Source organism: Streptomyces sp. NPDC001828 (assembly GCF_042892175.1).
Classification (GTDB): domain Bacteria; phylum Actinomycetota; class Actinomycetes; order Streptomycetales; family Streptomycetaceae; genus Streptomyces.
The window spans coordinates 338,073-359,678 of the sequence record NZ_JBIATV010000001.1; the positions used below are offsets into that span (position 1 = coordinate 338,073).

At 71.4% G+C, this 21,606-nt stretch carries 16 protein-coding genes; 8 read left to right on the plus strand and 8 right to left on the minus strand.

The genetic code is table 11. From position 1 onward, the window contains the following. Window positions 1-209 precede the first annotated feature (209 nt). The 3 genes from ACFYZA_RS01635 (at window position 210) to ACFYZA_RS01645 (ending at window position 5,323) form a co-directional block, all read left to right on the plus strand. Window positions 210-416, plus strand: coding sequence for a cold shock domain-containing protein (locus ACFYZA_RS01635; protein WP_382587643.1), 207 nt, complete (start codon window positions 210-212; stop codon window positions 414-416). A gap of 130 nt (window positions 417-546) precedes the next feature. After that, complete coding sequence (locus ACFYZA_RS01640; protein ID WP_382587641.1) at window positions 547-2,769, plus strand: NADP-dependent isocitrate dehydrogenase; 2,223 nt, start codon at window positions 547-549, stop codon at window positions 2,767-2,769. Window positions 2,770-3,013: 244 nt separating this feature from the next. Next, complete coding sequence (locus tag ACFYZA_RS01645) at window positions 3,014-5,323, plus strand: glycosyl hydrolase family 18 protein (protein WP_388486236.1); 2,310 nt, start codon at window positions 3,014-3,016, stop codon at window positions 5,321-5,323. A 45-nt stretch (window positions 5,324-5,368) separates the two neighbouring features. Here the strand turns inward: ACFYZA_RS01645 and ACFYZA_RS01650 are convergent, their stop codons facing one another. Further along, on the minus strand, window positions 5,369-6,277 hold the full coding sequence (locus ACFYZA_RS01650; RefSeq protein ID WP_382587637.1) for a DUF4436 family protein: 909 nt from the start codon (window positions 6,275-6,277) through the stop codon (window positions 5,369-5,371). Between the two features lie 67 nt (window positions 6,278-6,344). Further along, window positions 6,345-7,415, minus strand: a complete 1,071-nt coding sequence (locus ACFYZA_RS01655; RefSeq protein WP_388486239.1) for an esterase-like activity of phytase family protein — start codon at window positions 7,413-7,415, stop codon at window positions 6,345-6,347. Window positions 7,416-7,698: 283 nt separating this feature from the next. On the opposite strand from ACFYZA_RS01655, the gene ACFYZA_RS01660 reads away from it, so the two are divergent. Continuing rightward, window positions 7,699-8,982 carry a cytochrome P450 gene (locus ACFYZA_RS01660; RefSeq protein ID WP_388486242.1) on the plus strand — a complete coding sequence of 428 codons (1,284 nt, stop codon included), beginning with the start codon at window positions 7,699-7,701 and terminating at the stop codon, window positions 8,980-8,982. 40 nt (window positions 8,983-9,022) lie between these two features. Here the strand turns inward: ACFYZA_RS01660 and ACFYZA_RS01665 are convergent, their stop codons facing one another. Then, the gene (locus tag ACFYZA_RS01665) at window positions 9,023-10,489 is read right to left on the minus strand and encodes a hydrolase (RefSeq protein WP_388486244.1); all 1,467 of its coding nucleotides are present in this window, start codon (window positions 10,487-10,489) and stop codon (window positions 9,023-9,025) included. A gap of 264 nt (window positions 10,490-10,753) precedes the next feature. On the opposite strand from ACFYZA_RS01665, the gene ACFYZA_RS01670 reads away from it, so the two are divergent. Next, window positions 10,754-11,773, plus strand: coding sequence for an alpha/beta fold hydrolase (locus tag ACFYZA_RS01670; protein WP_388486245.1), 1,020 nt, complete (start codon window positions 10,754-10,756; stop codon window positions 11,771-11,773). Here ACFYZA_RS01670 and ACFYZA_RS01675 read toward each other — a convergent pair. Continuing rightward, a complete protein-coding gene (locus ACFYZA_RS01675) occupies window positions 11,770-13,254 on the minus strand; it encodes a peptidoglycan D,D-transpeptidase FtsI family protein (RefSeq protein WP_388486247.1) in 1,485 nt (494 codons plus the stop codon). The two genes, ACFYZA_RS01670 and ACFYZA_RS01675, sit on opposite strands and share 4 nt — an antisense overlap. A gap of 380 nt (window positions 13,255-13,634) precedes the next feature. On the opposite strand from ACFYZA_RS01675, the gene ACFYZA_RS01680 reads away from it, so the two are divergent. The 3 genes from ACFYZA_RS01680 to ACFYZA_RS01690 are packed head-to-tail and all read left to right on the plus strand — an operon-like array spanning window position 13,635 to window position 15,927. Further along, on the plus strand, window positions 13,635-14,384 hold the full coding sequence (locus ACFYZA_RS01680) for a GNAT family N-acetyltransferase (RefSeq protein ID WP_388487945.1): 750 nt from the start codon (window positions 13,635-13,637) through the stop codon (window positions 14,382-14,384). Continuing rightward, complete coding sequence (locus ACFYZA_RS01685) at window positions 14,381-15,178, plus strand: lysophospholipid acyltransferase family protein (RefSeq protein WP_388486249.1); 798 nt, start codon at window positions 14,381-14,383, stop codon at window positions 15,176-15,178. The genes ACFYZA_RS01680 and ACFYZA_RS01685 overlap by 4 nt, the downstream gene beginning before the upstream one ends. Before the next feature lie 41 nt (window positions 15,179-15,219). Continuing rightward, a complete protein-coding gene (locus tag ACFYZA_RS01690; RefSeq protein WP_388486251.1) occupies window positions 15,220-15,927 on the plus strand; it encodes a class I SAM-dependent DNA methyltransferase in 708 nt (235 codons plus the stop codon). A 70-nt stretch (window positions 15,928-15,997) separates the two neighbouring features. Here the strand turns inward: ACFYZA_RS01690 and ACFYZA_RS01695 are convergent, their stop codons facing one another. From ACFYZA_RS01695 to ACFYZA_RS01710, 4 genes are all read right to left on the minus strand, one after another. After that, window positions 15,998-18,121, minus strand: coding sequence for an NPCBM/NEW2 domain-containing protein (locus tag ACFYZA_RS01695; protein ID WP_388486253.1), 2,124 nt, complete (start codon window positions 18,119-18,121; stop codon window positions 15,998-16,000). A gap of 217 nt (window positions 18,122-18,338) precedes the next feature. Then, window positions 18,339-18,686 carry an SH3 domain-containing protein gene (locus ACFYZA_RS01700; RefSeq protein ID WP_382587618.1) on the minus strand — a complete coding sequence of 116 codons (348 nt, stop codon included), beginning with the start codon at window positions 18,684-18,686 and terminating at the stop codon, window positions 18,339-18,341. Window positions 18,687-18,848: 162 nt separating this feature from the next. Then, the gene (locus tag ACFYZA_RS01705; protein WP_388486255.1) at window positions 18,849-20,117 is read right to left on the minus strand and encodes a SufS family cysteine desulfurase; all 1,269 of its coding nucleotides are present in this window, start codon (window positions 20,115-20,117) and stop codon (window positions 18,849-18,851) included. After that, a complete protein-coding gene (locus tag ACFYZA_RS01710; RefSeq protein ID WP_388486257.1) occupies window positions 20,104-21,501 on the minus strand; it encodes a family 2B encapsulin nanocompartment shell protein in 1,398 nt (465 codons plus the stop codon). Before ACFYZA_RS01710 ends, ACFYZA_RS01705 begins: the two co-directional genes overlap by 14 nt. Window positions 21,502-21,606: the final 105 nt, after the last annotated feature.

Sequence of the window (21,606 nt, forward strand, 5' to 3'; positions counted from 1 at the left end):
GGCAAGGAACCTGTCCGGTTCGACGGGCGGCCGGCCGCGGCCGGCGCCATGGACGGTTCCGCCGCAGGGACGGCGGGAGCCCCATCGCGGGCAGGCCCTGTTCCGGCGCGGTTGTCCGCGTCCCGTCCCCATCCTTGGCGAACCGAGCCGGTTTCGCCCTTCCCGGCTCGGCTCGCCAAGCCGTGGAGCGATCACCCGAGGAGCGAGGCATGAACGAGCGGTGTGACGGGATCGTCCAGTACTTCGACCGGGAGAAGGGATACGGATTCGTCGTGCCGATCGGGCACCACGACGGCATCTACGTGCGCCGGGAGGACATCGAGGGGGAGACCAGGACCCTGTCCGAGGGACAGCAGGTCTCCTTCGTCATAGAACTGGGCCGCGGCCGTTTCGAGGCCCGTGCCGTGCGCCCGTGAGCCGAGGGCCTTCGGGGCCCCCGGCCCGCCCCGCGCATCAGGGGGCCGGGCCGGGGGCCCGTCGTGACCCGGTGCGATCACGAGATATCTTGATGTCGAGCAATGTTGCAGACGTGGAGCGGAGCACCCGGTGACTGACTCGACCATCATCTACACCCACACTGACGAGGCGCCGGCCCTGGCGACGCATTCGTTCCTGCCCGTGATCCAGGCGTACGCCTCGACCGCAGGTGTCACTGTGGAGACCCGTGACATCTCGCTCGCGGGGCGCATCATCGCGAGCTTCCCCGAGTTCCTCGAGGAGAGCCAGCGGATCGACGACGCCCTCGCCGAGCTCGGCGAGCTGGCGAAGACGCCCGGCGCGAACATCATCAAGCTGCCGAACGTGTCGGCCTCCATCCCGCAGCTCAAGGCCGCCGTCGCCGAGCTGCAGGCCCAGGGCTACGCGCTTCCGGACTACCCGGACGACCCGAAGAGCGACCAGGACAAGGACGTCCGCGCGCGCTACGACAAGATCAAGGGCAGCGCCGTCAACCCGGTCCTGCGCGAGGGCAACTCCGACCGCCGCGCCCCCGCGTCGGTCAAGAACTACGCCAAGGCCCACCCGCACCGCATGGGCAAGTGGACCTCCGACTCGAAGACGAACGTCGCCACCATGGGCGAGAACGACTTCCGGTCGACCGAGAAGTCCACGGTCATCGCCGAGGACGGCTCGCTGCGCATCGAGCTCGCGGCGGCCGACGGCACCACCACCGTGCTGCGCGAGTCGGTACCGGTGCTGGCCGGCGAGGTCGTCGACGCGTCCGTGATGCACGTGGCCGAGCTGCGCCAGTTCCTCACCGCGCAGATCGCCCGCGCCAAGGCCGAGGGCGTGCTGTTCTCGGTGCACCTGAAGGCCACCATGATGAAGGTCTCCGACCCCATCGTCTTCGGCCACGTGGTCCGCGCCTTCTTCCCGAAGACCTTCGACAAGTACGGTGACGTGCTCGCCGCCGCCGGTCTTTCCCCCAACGACGGCCTCGGCGGGATCCTCAAGGGCCTCGACAACGTGCCGCACATCGGCGCCGAGATCAAGGCGGCCTTCGAGGCCGAGCTGACCGAGGGCCCGGCCCTCGCGATGGTCGACTCCGACCGCGGCATCACCAACCTGCACGTGCCGTCCGACGTCATCGTCGACGCCTCCATGCCGGCCATGATCCGCACCTCCGGCCACATGTGGGGCCCGGACGGCGCCGAGGCCGACACCCTCGCGGTGCTTCCGGACAGCAGCTACTCCGGCGTGTACCAGGCCGTCATCGAGGACTGCCGTGCGCACGGCGCCTTCGACCCGGCCACGATGGGCTCCGTGCCCAACGTCGGCCTGATGGCGCAGAAGGCCGAGGAGTACGGCAGCCACGACAAGACCTTCGAGGTCCAGGCCGCGGGCACCGTCCGCCTCGTGGACACCGCCGGCAACGTGGTCCTGGAGCAGGAGGTCGCCGAGGGCGACATCTTCCGCGCCTGCCAGACCAAGGACCTGCCCATCCAGGACTGGGTCAAGCTGGCCGTCACGCGCGCCCGCGCCACCGGCGACCCGGCCGTGTTCTGGCTGGACGAGGGCCGTGCCCACGACGCCGTCCTCATCGAGAAGGTCCGCGCCTACCTCGCCGAGCACGACACCGAGGGCCTGCGGATCGAGATCATGTCCCCGGTCGAGGCGACCGCGTTCTCCCTCGAGCGCATCCGCCGCGGCGAGAACACCATCTCGGTCACCGGCAACGTGCTGCGCGACTACCTGACCGACCTGTTCCCGATCCTGGAGCTGGGCACCAGCGCCAAGATGCTCTCGGTGGTCCCGCTGATGAACGGCGGCGGCCTCTTCGAGACGGGCGCCGGCGGCTCCGCCCCCAAGCACGTCCAGCAGCTGGTCAAGGAGAACTACCTGCGCTGGGACAGCCTGGGCGAGTTCCTCGCGCTCGCGGTCAGCTTCGAGCACCTCGCGACGACCACGGGCAACGCGCGCGCCCAGATCCTCGCCGACACCCTCGACCGCGCCACCGGCACCTTCCTCAACGAGGACAAGTCGCCGAGCCGCAAGCTCGGCGGCATCGACAACCGCGGCAGCCACTTCTACCTCGCCCTGTACTGGGCGCAGGAGCTGGCCAAGCAGACCGAGGACGCCCAGCTCGCGGAGGCGTTCGCGGCTCTGGCCAAGACGCTGAGCGAGCAGGAGTCGACCATCGTCGACGAGCTCATCGCGGTGCAGGGCTCGCCGGTCGACATCGGCGGCTACTACCAGCCGGACGCCGCCAAGGCCTCCGCTGTCATGCGCCCCTCGGCGACCCTGAACCAGGCCATCGCCACCCTCGCCTGACCCCGACTCCCCTGCGGGGGAGCGCAGTTGAGCACCCCGCCGCCCCGGCCGGATTCCTTCCGGCCGGGGCGGCGGTGTTGTGCGGCGCGGGCGGCGGGATCGCGACGGCTCGTACCGCGCGACCCGTTGACCGATTGGTCCAGACCTTCTACGGTGCGTCGCATCGGGCGGGTCACCCGCACCGCTCCGCAAGGCACACGGTTCTGCACAGCCCTGGCACCCCCACCTCACCGCAGGGAGAACCATGTCCGCACCGCGTTCCGCCGCCGCGCGCCGCCGGCGAAGACTCGCCGTCCTGCTCGCCGCGCTCCTGCTGCCGCTCGCCGCCCTCACCGGACTCGGCGCGGCCCCCGCCGCGGCCGCCTCCGGCCTGACCGCCACCTTCGCCGCCCAGGACAACGGGTCCTGGTGGAAGGGCACGTTCGTCGTGCACAACGCCACCTCGGCGCCCGTCACCGGCTGGGCCCTGGAGTTCGACCTGCCCGCCGGGGTGAGCGTCACGGGCCACTACAACGGCGACGCGACCGTCACCGGCCGCCACGTCAGCGTCAAGAACGCCTACTACAACGCGACCGTCCCGCCCGGCGGCACCACCGAGCCCTACAGCTACTGGTTCGTCGCGAACGGCCCGCTCGGCACCCCCACGGGCTGCACCGTCAACGGGGACAAGTGCGACGGCACCCCCGACACACCGCCCACCGCGCCCGGCAAGCCGCAGGCCGGCGCCGTCACCGCGCACAGCGTCTCGCTCGCCTGGACCCCGGCCACCGCCGGCGACCACCCCGTGGCCTCCTACGAGGTGCTCGCCGGCGACACCGTGCTCGCCACCACGGCCACCACCTCCGTCACCGTCACCGGCCTGACCCCGGCCACCGGCTACGCCTTCACCGTGCGGGCCAAGGACACCCGCGGCAACCCCGGCCCGCGCAGCGAGCCGCTCGCGGTGACCACCGTCGACCCCGCCTCCGATCCGGTCCCGCCCACCGCGCCGGGCGCCCCGCGCACCCCCGCGAAGTCCTCCACCAGCGTGACCCTGGCCTGGGGCGCGGCCACCGACAACGTGGGCGTGGTCGCCTACGACGTCTACCGCGACGGCACCCTCGCGACCACGGTCGCCGCCCCCGCCACCACCGCCACCGTGAGCGGCCTGACCCCTTCGACCACGTACGCCTTCACCGTCCGGGCGCGCGACGCCGCCGACAACGCCTCCGCCCCCTCGCCCGCGCTCTCCGTCACCACCGACGACCTCGTCGGCCAGGGCAAGTACCTGAAGGCCGGCTACTTCGCGCAGTGGGGCATCTACGGCCGCCAGTACTTCGTGAAGAACCTCGACACCTCGGGTGCCGCGGCCAGACTGGACGTGCTCAACTACGCCTTCGAGAACATCGACCCCACCAACCTCACCTGCCAGGCCGGCGTCACCAAGGGCGTCAGCGGCAACCCGCAGGACCCCGACGAGGGGACCGGCGCGGGCGACGCGGACGCCGACTACGGGCGGGCCATGACCGCCGCCCAGTCCGTCGACGGGGTGGCCGACGACGGATGGGGCCAACTGCGCGGAAACTTCAACCAGTTGAAGAAGCTGAAGGCCAAGTACCCGAACCTCAAGGCCGTCGTCTCGATCGGCGGCTGGACCTACTCCAAGTTCTTCTCGGACGCCGCCGCCACCGACGCCTCCCGCAAGAAGTTCGTCAGCTCCTGCATCGACGTGTGGATCAAGGGCAACCTGCCCCTCTACAACGGCGCGGGCGGCCCCGGCACCGGCGCCGGAGTCTTCGACGGCATCGACATCGACTGGGAGTGGCCCGGCACCGACGGCCACCCCGGCAACCACTACTCCACCGCCGACAAGGCGCATCTCGCCCTGCTGCTCGCCGAGTTCCGCAAGCAGCTCGACGCACTCGGCGGCCCGCACCGGCTGCTCACCGCGTTCACGCCCGCCGACCCGGTGAAGATCGGCGCGGGCTGGGACCTCACCCAGGGCTCCGGCGTCTTCTCCTCGCTCGACTACGCCATGGTCCAGGGCTACGACTTCCACGGCGCGGGCAGCGACAACTCCTGGGAGCCGAACCGCACCGGCCAGTCCGCCAACCTCAACCCCGACCCCAAGGACCCTTACCCCTTCCACTTCAGCGTCGACGCGGCCGTGGCCGCCTATCTGTCGGCGGGCACCAACCCGCGCAAACTCGCCGTCGGCTTCCCCTTCTACGGGCGGGGCTGGAAGACGGTCGCGGACGGCGGGGCGCACGGGGCGTGGCAGAGCGCCGCCGGGGCCGCGCCCGGCCAGTTCCCCGAGGAGGCGGGCGTACGTGGCTACGCCAACCTGATCGCCTCGGTGCCCGGCATGACCGTCTACCACGACGACCAGGCGGTCGCCACGTACGGCTACACCGGGGACGGCGGCCAGTGGTGGTCCTTCGATGACGCCTGGTCGATCGGCCACAAGACGCCGTACATCAAGAACAAGAACCTGCTCGGCGCCTTCGTCTGGGAGATGTCCGGCGACACCCCCTCGGGCACCCTCATGAACGCTCTCGACGCGGGCCTCAAGTAGTGCACGGCGGGCGGGAGTTGACCCCCGCCCGCCCCCGGGCCGGATTCAGTGGCCGCCGTCGCCGCCCGCGTCCCCCGCGGCGTGTGCGTCGGTGTGGTGGTCGGCGTGCACCTCCGGGGCCTCGTCGCCCCGGTGGCGCGTCTCGGAGATGATGCCGGTCACCGCGACCGCCACCAGACAGGCGGAGATGATCGCCTCGGCCCACAGGAACGCCGCGTAGTCGAGCAGACAGCCCACCGGCGGTCCGCCCGGCGCCGCGTTGCGGAACCCGGCGAGCGCGAACAGGGTCGCCGCCATCCAGGCCATCGCGGGCCACACCAGGCCCCGGCGCTGGTCGATGATCACCCAGCTGGCGCCGAGCACCGCGAGGGCGAGCCCCCACATGATGAACATCATGAACCAGGCCAGGATGAACGTGGCCCGCGAGCGGCTGACCCGCACCTCGAACGCGACGAAGCCGTGGTCCTGGCTGCGGCTGACGATCGTCGGCTTGAAGAACGCGTCGACGTCCCGCAGCGACAGGGAGACCGGCACCTCCCTGCCGCCCGCCTCGGCGGCGAAGCCGATGGTGGTCGAGTACCGGTCGAAGGGGTAGTCCGAGACGGAACCGCCGTCGAGACTCACCTTCACGTCCTCGTAGCTGACCTGCCGCCCGGCCTTGAAGTCGAGGGTGCCCCGGATCAGCGAGGAGGTCTCCACCCGCAGGTCGACCGCCGGGGTGTACGGGTCGCCGTTCTCGCGCAGGGAGCCCTGGGGGAGCACCAGGACGCGCAGCGTCAGCTCCCGGGCGACCGGGTCGACCTTCTGGATGCTGGTGTCGATGTACACGCCGTTCGCCGGGCGGGTGTCGCCCGCGAAGTGCTCCTGCTGGCGGACATCGCGTTCGTTGAAGTAGAGCAGCACCCCCACGACGGCGGCCAGCAGGATCACGAGCAGCGAAATGACATGACGCACAAAGTACTTGTTCGGTCTGAAACGGGCCATAGGCGAATGAATACACCCCAAGGCCTCGTCGGCCGGGTCAGACGTGGCGGGGCAGCCGGACGGTCAGCGAGTACAGACGGGTGGTCTGCACCGGGTTCTCGTTGTCGTCGCTGACCAGGAGGAGGCGCAGCCGGCCGTCCCCGGTGCGGCCGGTCACGGCAAGACCCTCGATGTTGTCGAGCAGCGGGTTGGGCTGCGGCTGCTTGGCCGTGGCGCCGAGGGAGGGGCAGGCGGCGAGGTCGGCGAGCAGCGTCTTGCGGACGAGACGGGCGGGGCCCGGCAGGTTCTCCACCCCGCTCACATCGCTCGCGCCGCGCGGGTCGGCGAGGAAGAGGCGGATCGAATTGCCCACGCCCGCGGTGAAGCCGCGCTCCAGGACGAGCAGCCGCCCGTCGCCGGTCGCGGTGATCTCGGAGACGCCCGCGTTGGGTTCGACGGGGTAGGCGTACTGCCGGGCGAGCGTGAAGTCGCCCTTCGCCCGGGCCCGGTGCCAGGTCTGGAACCGGACGAGGGTGCGGCCGGCCGCGTCCTTGGCGTCGCCCGCGAGCGGGGCCTCCATGGAGGCGATCAGGGTGTGGCCGCCGGGCTGCAGGGCCAGGCCCTCGAACGTCGCGTTGGCGATGGCCCGCCCGGCCGGGGCGACCCGCAGGGCGTCCGGGACCGGCAGCCGGCCCAGGAGCTTGCCGTCGCGGGCGTAACGGCGTACGGACGGCTCGACCTCGGAGGTGATCAGCCGCGTGCCGTCGCGTTCGACGACGACGGCCTCCGAGTCCAGCTGCGCGCCCTTCTCGTCGGCGAGCGGTACGACACGGGTGGGGGCGGCCGCGAGGTGCCCGCCCACCTTCAGGCTGAACAGCTGCGAACGGTCGGACAGTGCGGCGATCGTGCCGTCGGTGTCCACGGCGAGCCCGGACAGATTGCCGACGACCGTGCCCCGGAACAGCGTCTTGTCCAGGCCGTCCGAGAAGCCTTCGAGGGCGGTGGAGGCGGAGCAGGCGTGCGGGACGCCGGCGGGCGGCCGGACCGCGGCGGTCGCATCGGTGACGGTCACCGAGGCGACGACGGCCAGCGAAGCGGTGGCGGCGGTGACGAGGGTGCGCAGACGCACGGTTCCTCCCGGGTCGGATGCGGATGGCACCACACGGTAGATCGCCTTGTGTGAAGGGCGAGTTGAGTTCCGCCATCGTGCGCGCAAACGCTGGACCGCCGCTCGGAGCACGGCCCGGCCGGACGGCGCCCCGCCCCGGAAGGCGATCGCCAGGGGCGTCGCGGCCGCAAACCGCGCGGGAGCCCGGCCCCTGGCGGACCGGGAGGCGCCCAGGGCCACTTATCCTGAGCCACTCAGTCCGTACCCGGCGTCCTGGCCGGACAACTTGTCCTTGGAGTCCGCCTTGAGGGTAAATCTCCGTTCCCGAGTCACCCTGTGGCTCGGGCGCACCTACCTAGCCAGGATCCAGAAGCGCGGCATCGGCCCCGGCACGATCTCGCTGCTGCCGGACGCGCTGCTCATGCCGCTGCGCCGGGACGGGCTCGACCCGGTGCCCGAGCTGACCGCCCGGCAGGCCGAGGAGCCGGTCACCAAGGTGCCGCTGCCGTTCGGCATGGACGCCTGGGTGGTCACCGGGCACGACGCCGTGAGGGCCGTGCTCGGCTCGGCCGACGGCTTCAGCAACGACTTCACCCACCTCGCGGGCAACGCCGGCGTCGTCGAGGAGCAGCATCCCGGCGGGCTCGGATTCAGCGATCCGCCGGTGCACACCCGGCTGCGCCGCATCCTGACGCCCGAGTTCACCATGCGCCGCCTGCGCCGGCTGACCCCGCGCATCGACGCCCTGGTCGAGGAGCGGCTGGACGCGATGGAGGCGGCGGGGGACGGCACCGTCGACCTGGTCGAGGCCTTCGCACTGCCCATTCCCTCGCTCACCATCTGCGAACTGCTCGGCGTGCCCTACGAGGACCGCCACGACTTCCAGCAGCTCGCCATGGAGCGCTTCGACCTGTTCGCCGGGGCCACCGCCCCGCTCGGCGCGATGTCCGCGTCCCTCTCCTACTTCCGCGATGTCGTCAAGAAGCAGCGCGAGAACCCGGGCGACGGCCTGATCGGCATGATCGTCAAGGAGCACGGCGACAGCGTCGGCGACGATGAGCTCGCGGGTCTGGCGGACGGCGTCCTGACGGGCGGCTTCGAGACCACCGCGAGCATGCTGGCCCTCGGCGCCCTGGTGCTGCTGAGGGACCCGGACGCCTTCGCGCGAATAGCGGACGACGAGGAGGCGGCCGCGGCCTTCGTCGAGGAATCGCTGCGCCACCTCACCGTCGTCCAGCTGGCCTTCCCGCGCTTCGCCCGCGAGGACGTCGAAGTCGCGGGCCGGCTCATACCCAAGGGCGACATGGTGCTGTGCTCGCTCAGCGGCGCGAACCGCGACGCCGCCCACACCCCGGACGGCCACCGCTTCGACCCGCACCGCAAGGCGGGCGGCCACCTCGCCTTCGGCTACGGCATCCACCGCTGCATCGGCGCCGAACTCGCCCGCATGGAACTGCGCGCCGCCTTCCCCGCCCTGGCCCGCCGCTTCCCCGAGATGCGCCTCGCGGTCCCGGCGGACGAACTCGCCTTCCGCAAGCTGTCGATCGTGTACGGGGTCGAGTCGCTGCCGGTACGGCTGCGGGGGTGACGCGGTCCGCCCGGGCCGGAGCCGGGGCGGAGCGCCCGGGTCAGCTCACCGTGAGCGCGGTGTCGTCGATCACGAACGACGTCTGGAGCTTGGAGCCCTCGGTCGCGGTGAACTTGAGGGTCACGGTCTGCCCCGCGTAGGCACCGAGGTCGAAGGTGCGCTGGGTGTAGCCGCTCGCCGCGTTGAGGTTGGAGTACGTGCCGAGGGTGGCCAGGACCGACCCGCTGCCGTTCAGGACCTGGACCTTGAGGGTGTCGTACGCCGTGCTCGACGTCTCGGCCGTGTCGATGTGCAGCTGGAAGCCGAGCGAGGCGGCGCAGCCCGCCGGGACCGTCACCTGCTGGGACAGGGTGTCGGTGTGCGCGGTCCCCTTCCCGCCGAGCCAGGCCTTGTAGGCGCCGCTGTGGGCGGGCTCGCCGCCGCTCGTGTTGATGATGCCGCTGGTGGCCGTCCAGCCCGAACTCCCCGATTCGAAGCCGGGGTTGGCGAGGAGCTGGCCGCCGGTGCAGCCCGTGGGGTCGCCGCCGCTGCTGCCGGCCGCCCCCGACAGCCACTCGGTGGCGTTGAGCGCGAGCGCCGCGTCGGTGCCGGCCGGGTCGTTCCAGCCGTCGTACAGGGTGTTGCCCGACTGGCCGGTGCCGTCGTCGATGGGCGAGCTGTCGCCCCAGAAGGCGACGCGGCCGCTGCCGAAGGTGCTGGTGGCGAAGAAGGCGCCGGTATTGCCGGAGTAACCGGTGCGGTACACCTCGCCCTTGGCGGCCGGGTTGTCGGCGGGCTTGAGGGTCACCGTGGTGCCGTTGCGGATGATGCTGCCGGTCACCTTGCCGAACGAGCCGTTGAGGACCGGGTCGGCGCTGTCGCTGATGGCCCTCGGGTTGTCGGTGACGATGTTGAGCGAGTCCACCGAGAAGCCGAACGGGTCGGTGCTGTCGACGGAGTTGTTGGACATCAGGTCGTTGATGACCTTCACCGCGTCCGCGCCGTCGTTGTTGCGGTCGGAGCCGGTGTGGTCGGAGATGAGGAAGAGGCCGCCGCCGTTCTGCACGAACTGCATCACGGCGGTCTTCTCGGCCGCGCTGAGCAGCACGTTCGGCTCCGGGAGCACGAAGGTGTCGAAGTTCTTCAGGTCGAGCGCCGAGGAGGTGCCGTAGGTGATCGTGTTGCCCGAAGGCAGCGTCTTCAGGGCGTAGCCGCCGCTCTTGTGGAGCGCGACGCCCCAGGAGGACAGGGCGCCGGTCCAGTCCTTCTCGGCCGAGGGGGAGGGGTTCTGGCCCAGCGGGTCCGGCTGGCTGGTACTGATGATCCAGTCGGCGTTGCCGGCCGTCTCGGCCTTGGAGTTGTCGAACAGCACCCGGTGCTGGGCCGCCGCCGCGACGGCCGGCGCGGAAGCCGTGGGCGGGGTGGCGGCCCGGGCCGCGGCGCCACCGGCGACGACCAGCGCGGCGAGCGCGGTCAGCACACCGGCGGTCCGGCGGCGCGAGGGAGCGGAACTGCTGGCTCCGAGCATCCTGCGTACCTCCATGAGGGGTGGGGGCAAGGTGGTGGGGACACCAAGTCTGCGCGCGTAGAACGTCGTTGTACGGACACCCGTGCGGCGCGCGGTTGAACCGTACATGGCAGAAAGGGTGCGGCGGCAGAGCTTCGCCGTGGCGAAATCTGCTGGTAATCGCGGATGCGGTGAAGGTTCTACGCTCGTTACCGGGAACCCAGTGGGAACGCGGACGGGAACGCGCACGGGGACGTGGTGCGGGCGGGATCGGGGAGGTTGTCGATGGCTACTGGCACCAGGCTGCGCCCGGTGGACGACCAGGACGTACGGCTGCGCCACCGGGTGGTGCACGGCTACCGCCGGGCGTACCGCACGGCGGGCCAGGGTCCGCCCGTCGTGCTGATCCACGGAATCGGCGATTCCTCGGCCACCTGGGCCGAGTTGATCCCCGGCCTCGCCCGCCGCTACACCGTCCTCGCGCCCGATCTGCTCGGCCACGGCGCCTCCGACAAACCGCGCGCCGACTACTCGGTGGCCGCCTACGCCAACGGCCTGCGCGATCTGCTCGGCGTGCTCGGCGTCGAGCGCGCCACCCTCGTCGGACACTCCCTCGGCGGCGGCGTGGCCATGCAATTCGCCTACCAGTACCCGGAGTTGACCGAACGTCTCGTCCTGGTCGGCGCCGGGGGAGTGGGCCGCGAGGTCAACCCGGTGCTGCGCGCCGCCACGCTCCCCGGCGCCGAACTGGTCCTCGCCCTGCTCGCGCGGCCCGCGCTGCGCCGGCCCACCCGGCTCGTCGTCGAGCTGATGCGGCTGCTCGGCACCGACCTGGGCCAGGACGCCCCGGATCTGCTCGGCCTGGTGGACGCGCTGCCCGACGCCAGGTCCCGCAGCGTCTTCGTGCGCACCCTGCGCGCGGTCGTCGACCCGCGCGGCCAGGTCGTCACCATGCTCGACCGCTGCTATCTGACCGCGGGCATGCCCACCCTGCTCATCTGGGGCTCACGCGACAGCGTCGTGCCGGAAGCCCACGGCCACCGCGCGCACGCCGCCATGCCGGGCAGCCGGCTGGAAGTCTTCGAAGGGGCCGGGCACTTCCCCTTCCACACGGACCCGGCCCGCTTCCTCGCCCTCGTCGAGGACTTCATCGAGAGCACCCCGCCCGCCGACTGGAGCCCCGGACACTGGCACGACCTGCTGCGCGCGGGCCGCTTCGGCACGGCGGTCGCGGAGCCCGACCCCGCCCACGAGGCCGCACTGGAAAGGGAGTTGAGAGTGGAGAGCGAGCGCAGCGCGACCTAACCCCCCTTCTTCATGACCGCCTCCATCACCGACTTGGCGATCGGCGCGCCCAGCTTGCCGCCGGCGATCTCCGAGCGCTGGATGTCCATGTCGGCGGGATCGACGAACACGGCCACCGCCACCGGCGAGGTGCCGTCGCTCTGCTTGGCGTACGACACGAACCAGGCGTAGGGGCGCTGCTCGCGCACATCGGCGCCGTGCTGGGCGGTGCCGGTCTTGCCGCCGACCGTGACGCCGTCCATCCGCACCTTCTTCGCGGTGCCGTCGCTCGCGGTGAACTCCATCATCTCCTGCACCTTCTTCGCGGTGCTCTCCGAGACGGCCTGGTTCAGCACCTCGGGCTTGGACTTCTCCAGCGAGGCGAGGTCGGGACCGCGCAGCTCGTCGACCATGTACGGCTTCATGACCTTGCCGTCGTTGGCGATGCCCGCGGTGACCATGGCCATCTGGAGCGGCGTGCTGGTCAGGCTGCCCTGGCCCATGCCGGTCAGCGCCGTCTGCGGCTTGTCCAGCTTGTCGGGGTAGCCGCTCTTCGCCGTGCGGACGGGGATGAACTGCTCCTCGTTGAAGCCGAACTTCTCCGCCGTCTCGCGCATCCTGTCCTTGCCGGTCTTCAACGCGGTTTGCAGGAACACGTTGTTGCACGACCACTGCATGCCGGTCTTCAGGGACACCTTGTCGCACAGCGAGTTGTCGACGTCGTTGCCGACCTTGGTGGTGCTGAGCGGCAGGGTGTACGGGGCCGGCGCGTCGGGCATGGCCGCGTTGATGTCCGTGACCACGCCGTGGTCGAGGGCGGCGGCCGCGGTGAGGATCTTGAAGGTCGACCCCGGCGGATACACCTCGCGGATCGCCCGGTTGTGCAACGGCTTGCTCTTGTCGGCGTCGAGCTTCAGGAACTCCTCGCCCTCCTTCTTGGAGATCCCGGAGAAGACCGACGGGTCGTAGGAGGGCGTGCTCACCATCGCGAGGATCTTGCCGGACCGCGGGTCGAGCGCGACCACCGCCCCCTTGGCCTTGAGTTTCGTCAGGCCCTCGTACGCGGCCTTCTGTGCGGCCGGGTCGATGGTGGTGATCACATCGCCGCCGCGCGGGGTCTCCCCGGTGAACAGGGACTTGGCCCGGTCGAAGAACAGCCGGTCGTCCTTGCCGTTCATCACCTTCGCGTGCACGCCCTCCAGGAAGGTGGCCCCCTGCGCCTGCGAGAGGTAGCCGGTCACCGGCGCGTACATCGGCCCGTCCTGGTAGGTCCGCTTGTACTTGAAGTCGGAGCCCGGCGTCGCCACCGACCCCGTGATCGGCCGGCCGCCCACCACGATGTCGCCGCGAGGCTGGGAGAACGCGTCGATCCCCACCCGCCGGTTGTGCTTGTCGTTGGCCAGGGTGTCGCTCTTCACGAACTGGACCCATGTCGCCCGGACCAGCAGGGCGAGCACCATCACCCCGCAGAAGGCGGCTATGTGCCGCAGCGGCTTGTTCATCACGCTCCCAGAGACATACCGAATGGGGTTGAACCGGACATGTGCTGATCAGCAGAACAGGTCCGGCACCCGGATGTCCAAGAGCGTTCAGGACGTAGGCGCCATAGAGATTCGGCTATCGGTGCAGGTCATAGCGGTGCGAGGGGCCCTACTCGGCGGCGTGTGGCGATACGTCTGTTACGGAAGGGTCATAAAACGGGCATCGTGTCCACCCGTGCCGACCGGGCCCCGGGTGTCTCGGGGCCGGGCAATGCCCGACGCCGCGTCGTGTGCAATTCACCGGCAGCACATATGGCGATCCCATACTCACTGCGCGGAAGCCCATGCGGAAACCACAGAGGGATTCGACTGTGCATCACGTCGCGGAGAACGGCACCCCCATGCTCTCGATATCCACCGCACCCACGGCCACCGGCTCCTACACCACCTCCATCGCGGACACCGAGGAACAGATCCGGGCCGCGCAGCGGCTGCGGTACCGCGTCTTCGGCGAGGAGATGGGAGCGGCCCTCGCCACCCCGCTGCCCGGCCATGACGTCGACGCCTTCGACGCGCTCGCCGACCATCTGATCGTGACCGACACCTCGACCGGCGAGGTCGTCGGCACCTACCGGCTGCTGCCGCCCGGCCGGACCCAACTCTCCTATGGCGAGGGCGAGTTCGACCTCGGATCGCTCGCCGCGCTACGGCCATCGATGATCGAGACCGGACGCTCCTGTGTGCACCCGGACCACCGTTCGGGAGCCGTCATCAACCTCATGTGGTCCGCGCTCGCCCGCTATGTGCTCCTCTCGGGGCACCGCTATCTCGCGGGCTGTGCCTCCGTGCCGCTCGCCGACGGCGGCGCGGCCGCCTCCAGCGCCTGGCTGCTCGGCAACGCCAAGCACTCCTCGCCGCCCGAGCTGCGGGTACACCCCCGCCGCCCGTGGCTGCCGACGGGCCCCGCGCAGGGCCGCCCCAGCTACGCCGACCTGCCGCCGCTGCTGCGCGGCTACTTCCGGCTCGGCGCCTGGATGTGTGGCGCGCCCACATACGACCCCGAGTTCAATGTGGCCGACTTCTTCGTGCTGCTCGACATGGACCGGCTCGGCGACCGCTACCGCCGCTACTTCCTGGGGGACACCCGATGAACCCCTGGTCGGTGGAGGCGCCCTGCACCCCGGACTGCGTCGGGGACACCACGGCGCGCGTCCCGCTCACCGAGTCGGCCCGCCGGTACGCGGCCCTCGCCCACACCCTGATCCGCAGCGTGGCGATGGGGGAGCGGCTCGCCGACCCGCGCGCGCTGCGCGGCCAGTCCCGCGCGGTCCTCGACGCCCTGGGCGTACGCCTCGAAACCGGGCCGCCCGAGCGGGAGCCCACCTCGGGTGCGCTCATCGTCGCCAACCACATCTCCTGGCTCGACGCCGTGGCGCTCCTCGCCGTCCAGCCGGTCACCGTCCTCGCCAAGCGCGAGGTCGGCCAGTGGCCGGTGGTCGGCACGCTCGCCCGCCGGATCGGCACCCGCTTCATCGACCGCGGCGCCGTACGTGAACTGCCGGACACCGTAGCCGAGTTGGCCGACCTGTTGCGCTCGGGCCGGTCCGTCCTCGTCTTCCCGCAGGCCACGACCTGGTGCACCGTCGCGGGCGGCCGGTTCCGGCGGGCCGCGTTCCAGGCCGCCGTCGACGCGGGAGCCCCGGTGCGGCCGATGACCGTCGACTACCTCCAGGGCGGCCTCCCCAGTACGGTCGCGGCCTTCCTCGGCGGCGACGACTTCACGACCTCGCTGCGCCGGGTGACCGCCGCCCGCGGCCTGAGCGTGCGGGTCACCGCGCACCCGGAGCTGCGCGGCACCGACCGCCGCACCCTGGCCGCCGCGGCCGGCGCCGCGGTGTGCGGCACCCGTCCGCCCGCCCATACCGCGCCGCGCGTACCCGCCTGAACGGCACGAGGCACCCCGGTGGCCCTCTAAGCTGAGCAGCCATGTTCACACCCGAGGGCCCCAGCTTCCGTGAGCTCACCGTCCAGGCGCTGTCGTCCGTCGAGCACGGCTACGACCTCCTGGCCCCGAAGTTCGACCACACCCCGTTCCGCACGCCCGAGGTGATCCTCGACGCCACGGCGTCCGTACTCGCGGGCCTCGGCCCGTTCGGCCGGGGCCTCGACCTGTGCTGCGGCACCGGCGCGGGCCTCGACGTCCTGGGCAAGGTGTGCCGGGAGCGGGTCACCGGCGTCGACATCAGCGCCGGGATGCTGGAGGTCGCCGCCCGGGCGCACCCGGAGGCCGACCTGCTGCGCGGCGACGTGCGGGCGCTGCCGCTGCGCGCGGAGTACGACCTCGCCGTCAGCTTCGGGGCGTTCGGCCACTTCCTGCCCGAGGAGCGGCCGAACCTCTACGCCCAGGCGTACACCGCGCTGCGTCCGGGCGGCCGGTTCGCGTTCCCCGTGATGGCGCCGGCCCGGCCCGGCACCCCCGGCCACCTCGCCCTGCTGGGCTTCGACGCGGCCATGCGGATCCGCAACGCGCTGTGGCGGCCGCCGTTCGTCATGTACTACCGAGGCTTCGGCCTCGCGGACGTACGCCGGGAACTCGCGACGGCGGGCTTCTCCGTCGAGCTGTACGCCCTGGAGGAGCTCGGCCGCCGCCCCGACGGCAGCCCGCGCGCCCGCCTCGTCGTGGCCACGAAGTAGCGAACCCGGGAGGGCCCCGCCCGGCACGGCCGGGGCCCCGGTACCGTCCTCGAACGGCCTCAACTCGCCGTCACGAACAGGTGAGTTGAGGCGATGCCCAGTCGGCGTGGTCGTAGTCGACGCCGTCGCCCGCATCGGTGACGACGAGCCTCAGCTCGTTCGCGCCGCTCACATCGGCGCCGATCGCCTTCGCCGGGTCCGCGCCGGTGACCTTGCCGCTGTCGGCGGCGAGCACCCCGTCCCGGTACACCTGGAAGACGACCGAACCCTTCGCGCCCACCTCGTCGTCCACGCCCACGCTCGCCTCGAACGCGGTGCAGGTGCCACCGAGGTAGTAGGTCACCGTGGACGCCGCGTGCGTGCCGAGCCCCTTGGCGTACACGGTGCCGTCGAGGGTCAGGGGCTTGCCGTCGCCCGCGGCCTGTTCGCCGTTGCTGCGGTCGCGCTCGACCGGGCCCCAGCCGCCGTTGGCCGAGCTCCACGCCAGGTCGCTCAGGGCGTGCGTACCGGCCGACGGGCCCTGGCCGCAGGCGAGTTGGGGGTTCGCCCAGTCGGCGTGGTCGTGGGTGATGCCGTCCCCGCCGTCGCTCACCACGAGCCGGAGCTTGCCGCCGCCGCTCAGGTCGGCCGAGAGGTGCGCGGGCGGATCGCTCGCGGTGCGCAGCCCGCTGTCGGCGACGAGCGTCTGGTCCCGGTAGATCCGGAACACCACCGAACCGCCCGCCGTGGACTCGTCGTCCACGCCCACGTCGACGTTCAGCGAACGGCAGCCGCCGCCCAGGTAGTACGTGATGTCCGAGGCGGCGTGGGTGCCGAGGCCCTTGGGGTAGGTGGTGCCGTTGATGGTGAGCGTCCGGCCGTCGCCCGCCGCCTGTTCGCCGTTGCTGCGGTCGCGCTCGACCGGGCCCCAGCCGTTCACGGCCGACGTCCAGGGCAGGTCGCCGAGCTGGTTGAGCCCGGTCGGCGGCAGCACCGGGGCGCCGGGCGTCACCCGGTACATCACCGTGCCGTGGGCCGGCACCGACGCGCTGATGGCGCCCGTGGTGCCGCTGGTCTGCTTGGACCACAGATCCTTGAGCGCGTACGAGGAGGCGCCGCCGATCCCGAGGGCGTCGACGGTCGTCGAAACGGTCCGGGCGGAGGTGTTCTCGTTGGTGAGGGTGACCGAACGGCCGCCGTCCGCAAGGGGTTTGGACATCACCACCAGACCGCCGGAGCTGGACACCACCGTGCCCTGCTTGCCGAGCGGATCCTGGTCGACCGCGATGACGTCGGTGTTCTTGAGGATCGCGAGGGTGGCCGCGCTCGGGGCGCGCAGATCGCTGCCGATGAGCAGCGGCGCCGCCATCTGCGACCACAGGCTGAAGTGCGTGCGGTACTCGGTGTCCGTCATGCCGCCGTTGCCGACCTCCAGCATGTCCGGGTCGTTCCAGCCGCCGGGGCCGGCGTAGGGGACGAGCGACTGGTTCTGGTGCGCGATGCCGATCATGCTCGACCAGGAGTCGCTGATGTCGCCCGTGGTGCGCCACGAGTTGCCGGTGCCCGAGGCCCAGTTCCAGGGCTGGTTGGAGCCCCACTCGCAGATGCTGTAGAGGATGGGCCGGCCGGTGGCCTTGAGCGCGTCGCCCATCGCCCGGTAGCGCTGCTTGGCGTCGGCTCCGGTGTTGTTGCAGTTGTCGTACTTGAGGTAGTCGACGCCCCAGGACGCCCACAGGCCGGCGTCCTGCCGCTCGTGGCCGAGGCCCCCGGGGAAGCCCTGGTTGTCGCAGGTCTTGGTGCCGGCGCTGGAGTAGAGCCCGAACTTGAGGCCCTTGGCGTGCACGTAGTCCGCGACGGCCTTGATGCCGTGCGGGAAGCGCACCGGGTCGGGGACGAGGTTGCCGGAGGCGTCCCGGTTCGGCAGCGCCCAGCAGTCGTCGATGTTGACGTAGGTGTAGCCGACGTCCTTGAGGCCCTGCGCGACGAACGCGTCCGCGATGCCCTCGACCATCGACTCGTTGAACTCGCCGCGGCAGTGCGTGGAGTTCCAGTTGTTGAACCCCATCTGCGGGGTGCGGGCCAGACCGTTGTCCACGGCCGCGGCCGGCGGCGCGGCCGCCACCTCCACGGCGACCGTCACACCGCCCGCGACGAGAGCGAGGGTGCCCAGAGAGGCAGTCAGGCGCTGTCTGAAGCTGTGCAGTTCGGCAGTCAAGTGCGGCTCCGGTGAGGATGATTGGCGCACAAACGAACGGTGTCGAACGAAAGCAACCACATCTCAGCGGGCGGGCAAGTGCATGTCAAGAGAAAGGGAGGGCGAGTCGGTGACCGGTCCCGCCGCCCGTGGCTGCCGACGTGCCCCGCGCAGGCGGAAGCCCCACCGCACCCGGCGGTGGGGCTCCGTCGCGACCGGCGGTGGACCGCCGGCGCCGCTAGCAGTCCGGGACGCGTCCCTGTGCGTCGACGTACGAGGCGCTGGCCCAGCCGCGCGCGTTGCCCAGCCAGTACCACCAGCTGGTGCCGTTCACGTTCGTCCCGCGCGTCTTGCACTCCACCCGGTCCTGGGCGCCCGGCGACAGGCTCGTCACCACATCGGCGCGCAGCGTCGGGTCGTCCCGCACGTTCAGTTCGATGCGTGAGGTCACGGTGCCCCACACGGTTCCGTCGTCATGGTGTGCCGGGGCCGCGGTGGCGGTGACCGCCATGGCGGCGCTGCCCGCGGTCAGACCGCAGGCGAGCAGGCCTGCGGCCAGGGCTCGACGGGTGCGTCCGGTGTGCATGAGCGACTCCCTTCGTCACTGCCGCCCCCTGGGGCGCCCCGCCCGTTGGCGGCCGGGACCCCTCGACGCGTCCCCTCCATCACACACCCGGCCCACCCGGGATGCGACCCGAACGGCGGGGGCCCGGGATCCACCGGGATCCCGGGCCCCCGCCGGACGCCGTCAGGCCGACGCGTGCAGGCTCAGCAGCGACGCCACCAGCTCGTCCACCTCCTCCGGGGTGTTGTAGAGCGCGAAGGAGGCGCGGGCCGCCGACTCCAGTCCGTAGTGGGCGAGCGCCGGCTGCGCACAGTGGTGGCCGGCCCTGATCGCGATGCCGTCCCGGTCCAGCCAGGACGCGATGGCCGCCGGGTCGTGACCGGCCATGGTGAACGTGAGCACCGCGATCCGGCCCGGCGCCGACCCCAGGACCTCCAGACCCGGCACCATCGCCATCGCCTGCTGGGCGTACGCCGTGAGCGCGTCCTCGTACGCCGCGACCGCGTCCCGGTCGAAGGACGTGAACCAGTTCAGCGCCGCGAGCAGGCCGGCCACCCCGGCGATGTTCCCGGTGCCGGCCTCCATGAGGTGCGGCACCGGCGCGAACGTGGTGCGTTCGAAGGACACCGAGTCGATCATGTTGCCGCCGCCCTGCCACGGCCGCAGATCCGCGAGGACCTCCGGCTTGACGTAGAGCGCGCCGATGCCCGTGGGCGCGTACAGCTTGTGCCCGGAGAAGGCGTAGAAGTCGGCGTCCAGATCGGTGACGTCGACGGGCCGGTGAGCCACCGCCTGAGCGCCGTCGACCAGCACCTTCGCCCCGTAGCGATGGGCGAGCGCCGTCATCTCGCGCACCGGCGGAACCGTACCGAGCACGTTCGAGGCCTGGCTGATCGCCACGAGCCGGGTGCGCGAGGAGAGCAGGTCCGCGTAGGCGTCCTGGTCGATCCGCCCGTCGGAGAGGAGCGGCACCGGGACGACGCGGGCCCGGGTCTCCCGCGCGATCAACTGCCAGGGAACGATGTCCGAATGGTGTTCCAGAACCGGTACCAGGATGTCGTCGCCGGGGCCGAGGCCGGCCCGCCCCCAGCTCTGCGCGACCAGGTTCACGGCCTCCGTCGTGCCCCGTACGAACACGATGGAGTCGGGCGAGGGCGCCCCCAGGAAGTCCGCGACGGCGGCCCGGCCCGCCTCGTACATCTCGGTGGCCTCGCGGGCCATGGTGTGCGCGCCGCGGTGGATGTTGGAGTTGGCCGTGCCGTAGTAACCGGCGATCGCCTCGATGACCTGGCGCGGCTTGTGCGTGGTGGCCGCGTTGTCCAGCCAGACCAGCGGATGCCCGTTGACCGTGCGGTGCAGGATCGGGAAGTCCTTGCGCGCCGACTCCGGTGCGAATCCGCCGGGTTCTCGTCCCGGCCGGGCGATCCGCTCCCCAACGTCAGGCGTAGTCATGGTAGTTGGACACCTCGACGTTCTGGAGCACGGCGATCGCGTCCTCCACCAGGACGGCCGTGTTGAAGTAGGCCGTCATCAGGTACGAGGTGATGCCCTTCTGGTCGACGCCCATGTTCCGCATGGACAGGCCCGGTTCGACCTCGTCGGGGACACCGGCCGGGCGCAGCCCGACCACTCCCTGCTCGGCCTCGCCCAGACGCATGAGCAGGATCTCCGTGGTGCCGACGTTTCCGCCGCCCGAGAACCGCACCTTGTCGGAGGGCAGCAGCGGCACCCCGCGCCAGGTGAGCAGGGGGCTGCCGAACCGGTTGTCGGTGACCGGCGGCACGCCCCGGCGGGTGCATTCGCGGCCGAAGGCGGCGATCGCGCGGGGATGCGCGACGAAGAAGCCGGGCTGCTTCCACACCCGGGCCAGCAGCTCGTCGAGGTCGTCCGGGGTCGGCGAGCCGGTGCGGGACTGCACGCGCTGGCCGGCGGAGACGTTGTTCAGGAGGCCGAACTCGGGGTGGTTGAGCAGGGCCGCCTCCTGCCGCTCGCGCAGCGCCTGCACCGTCAGGTTGGACTGGGCGCGCGTCTGGTCGATCGGGCCGTTGTACAGGTCCGCGACCCGGGTGTGGACGCGCAACACCGTCTGGGCGAGCGTCATGTGGTACTCGCGTGGCGCGTCCTCGTAATCGACGTAGGTGCCCGGCAGTTCGACCTCGCCGACGTGCCCCGAGCTGAGGTCGATGGGCGCCTCCGCGCCCGGCCGTATCCCGTCTCCCGACGCGTACGCGTCCATCGCGGTGCGTAACTCCGACCTGCGGTCGGCGAGTTGGGCGAGCGTCGCCCGGTCCGCGCACAGCGCCGTGCCCGGGGTGAGCGCCTTGACGCGGAAGGGCATCGGATCGCCGCGGGTCCAGGAGTCCAGACAGAAGTACTGTCCGTCGCCCACGACTTCGAGCAGCGCGTCCTCGCCGTAGCGTCCGGTGACCCGCTTCTCGGCGCGGCCCTGCACCAGGACCCACAGCCGCTCGGCGGGGTCCCCCTCCTGGACGAGCACCTGGCCGGCGTCGAAGGTCACCGGGGTGAAGGCGCCCGCGAGTTCGTCGAGGAGGGCGTCGTCGGCCTCGCGCAAGTAGGGCAGCTCGCGCAGGTCGCCCGCCATGACGCGCGGGGTGCCGTCCTCGTCGTAGGTGCTGATCCGGTCGTCGCCCAGGATGAAGGAGCGGCGGCGGTTGACCCGGTAGACGCCGGATTCGACGTCCACCCACGGCAGGGCGCGCAGCAGATAGCGCGGAGTGATGCCGCGCATTTGCGGAACGGTCTTGGTGGCGGTGGCGAGTTGCCGTGCGGCGTCCGGGCCGAGACTCGAACGGCCGTTATACGCAGGAGTGTTCACCGGTACCTCCTCGTCGGGGTTGGACGAGAACCGATCGTGTTCCTGGAATTCCGGCGCCACAAGAGGCATGTGCCGCTGGCAGTCCTGAAAATGCGGTGGCGGGGC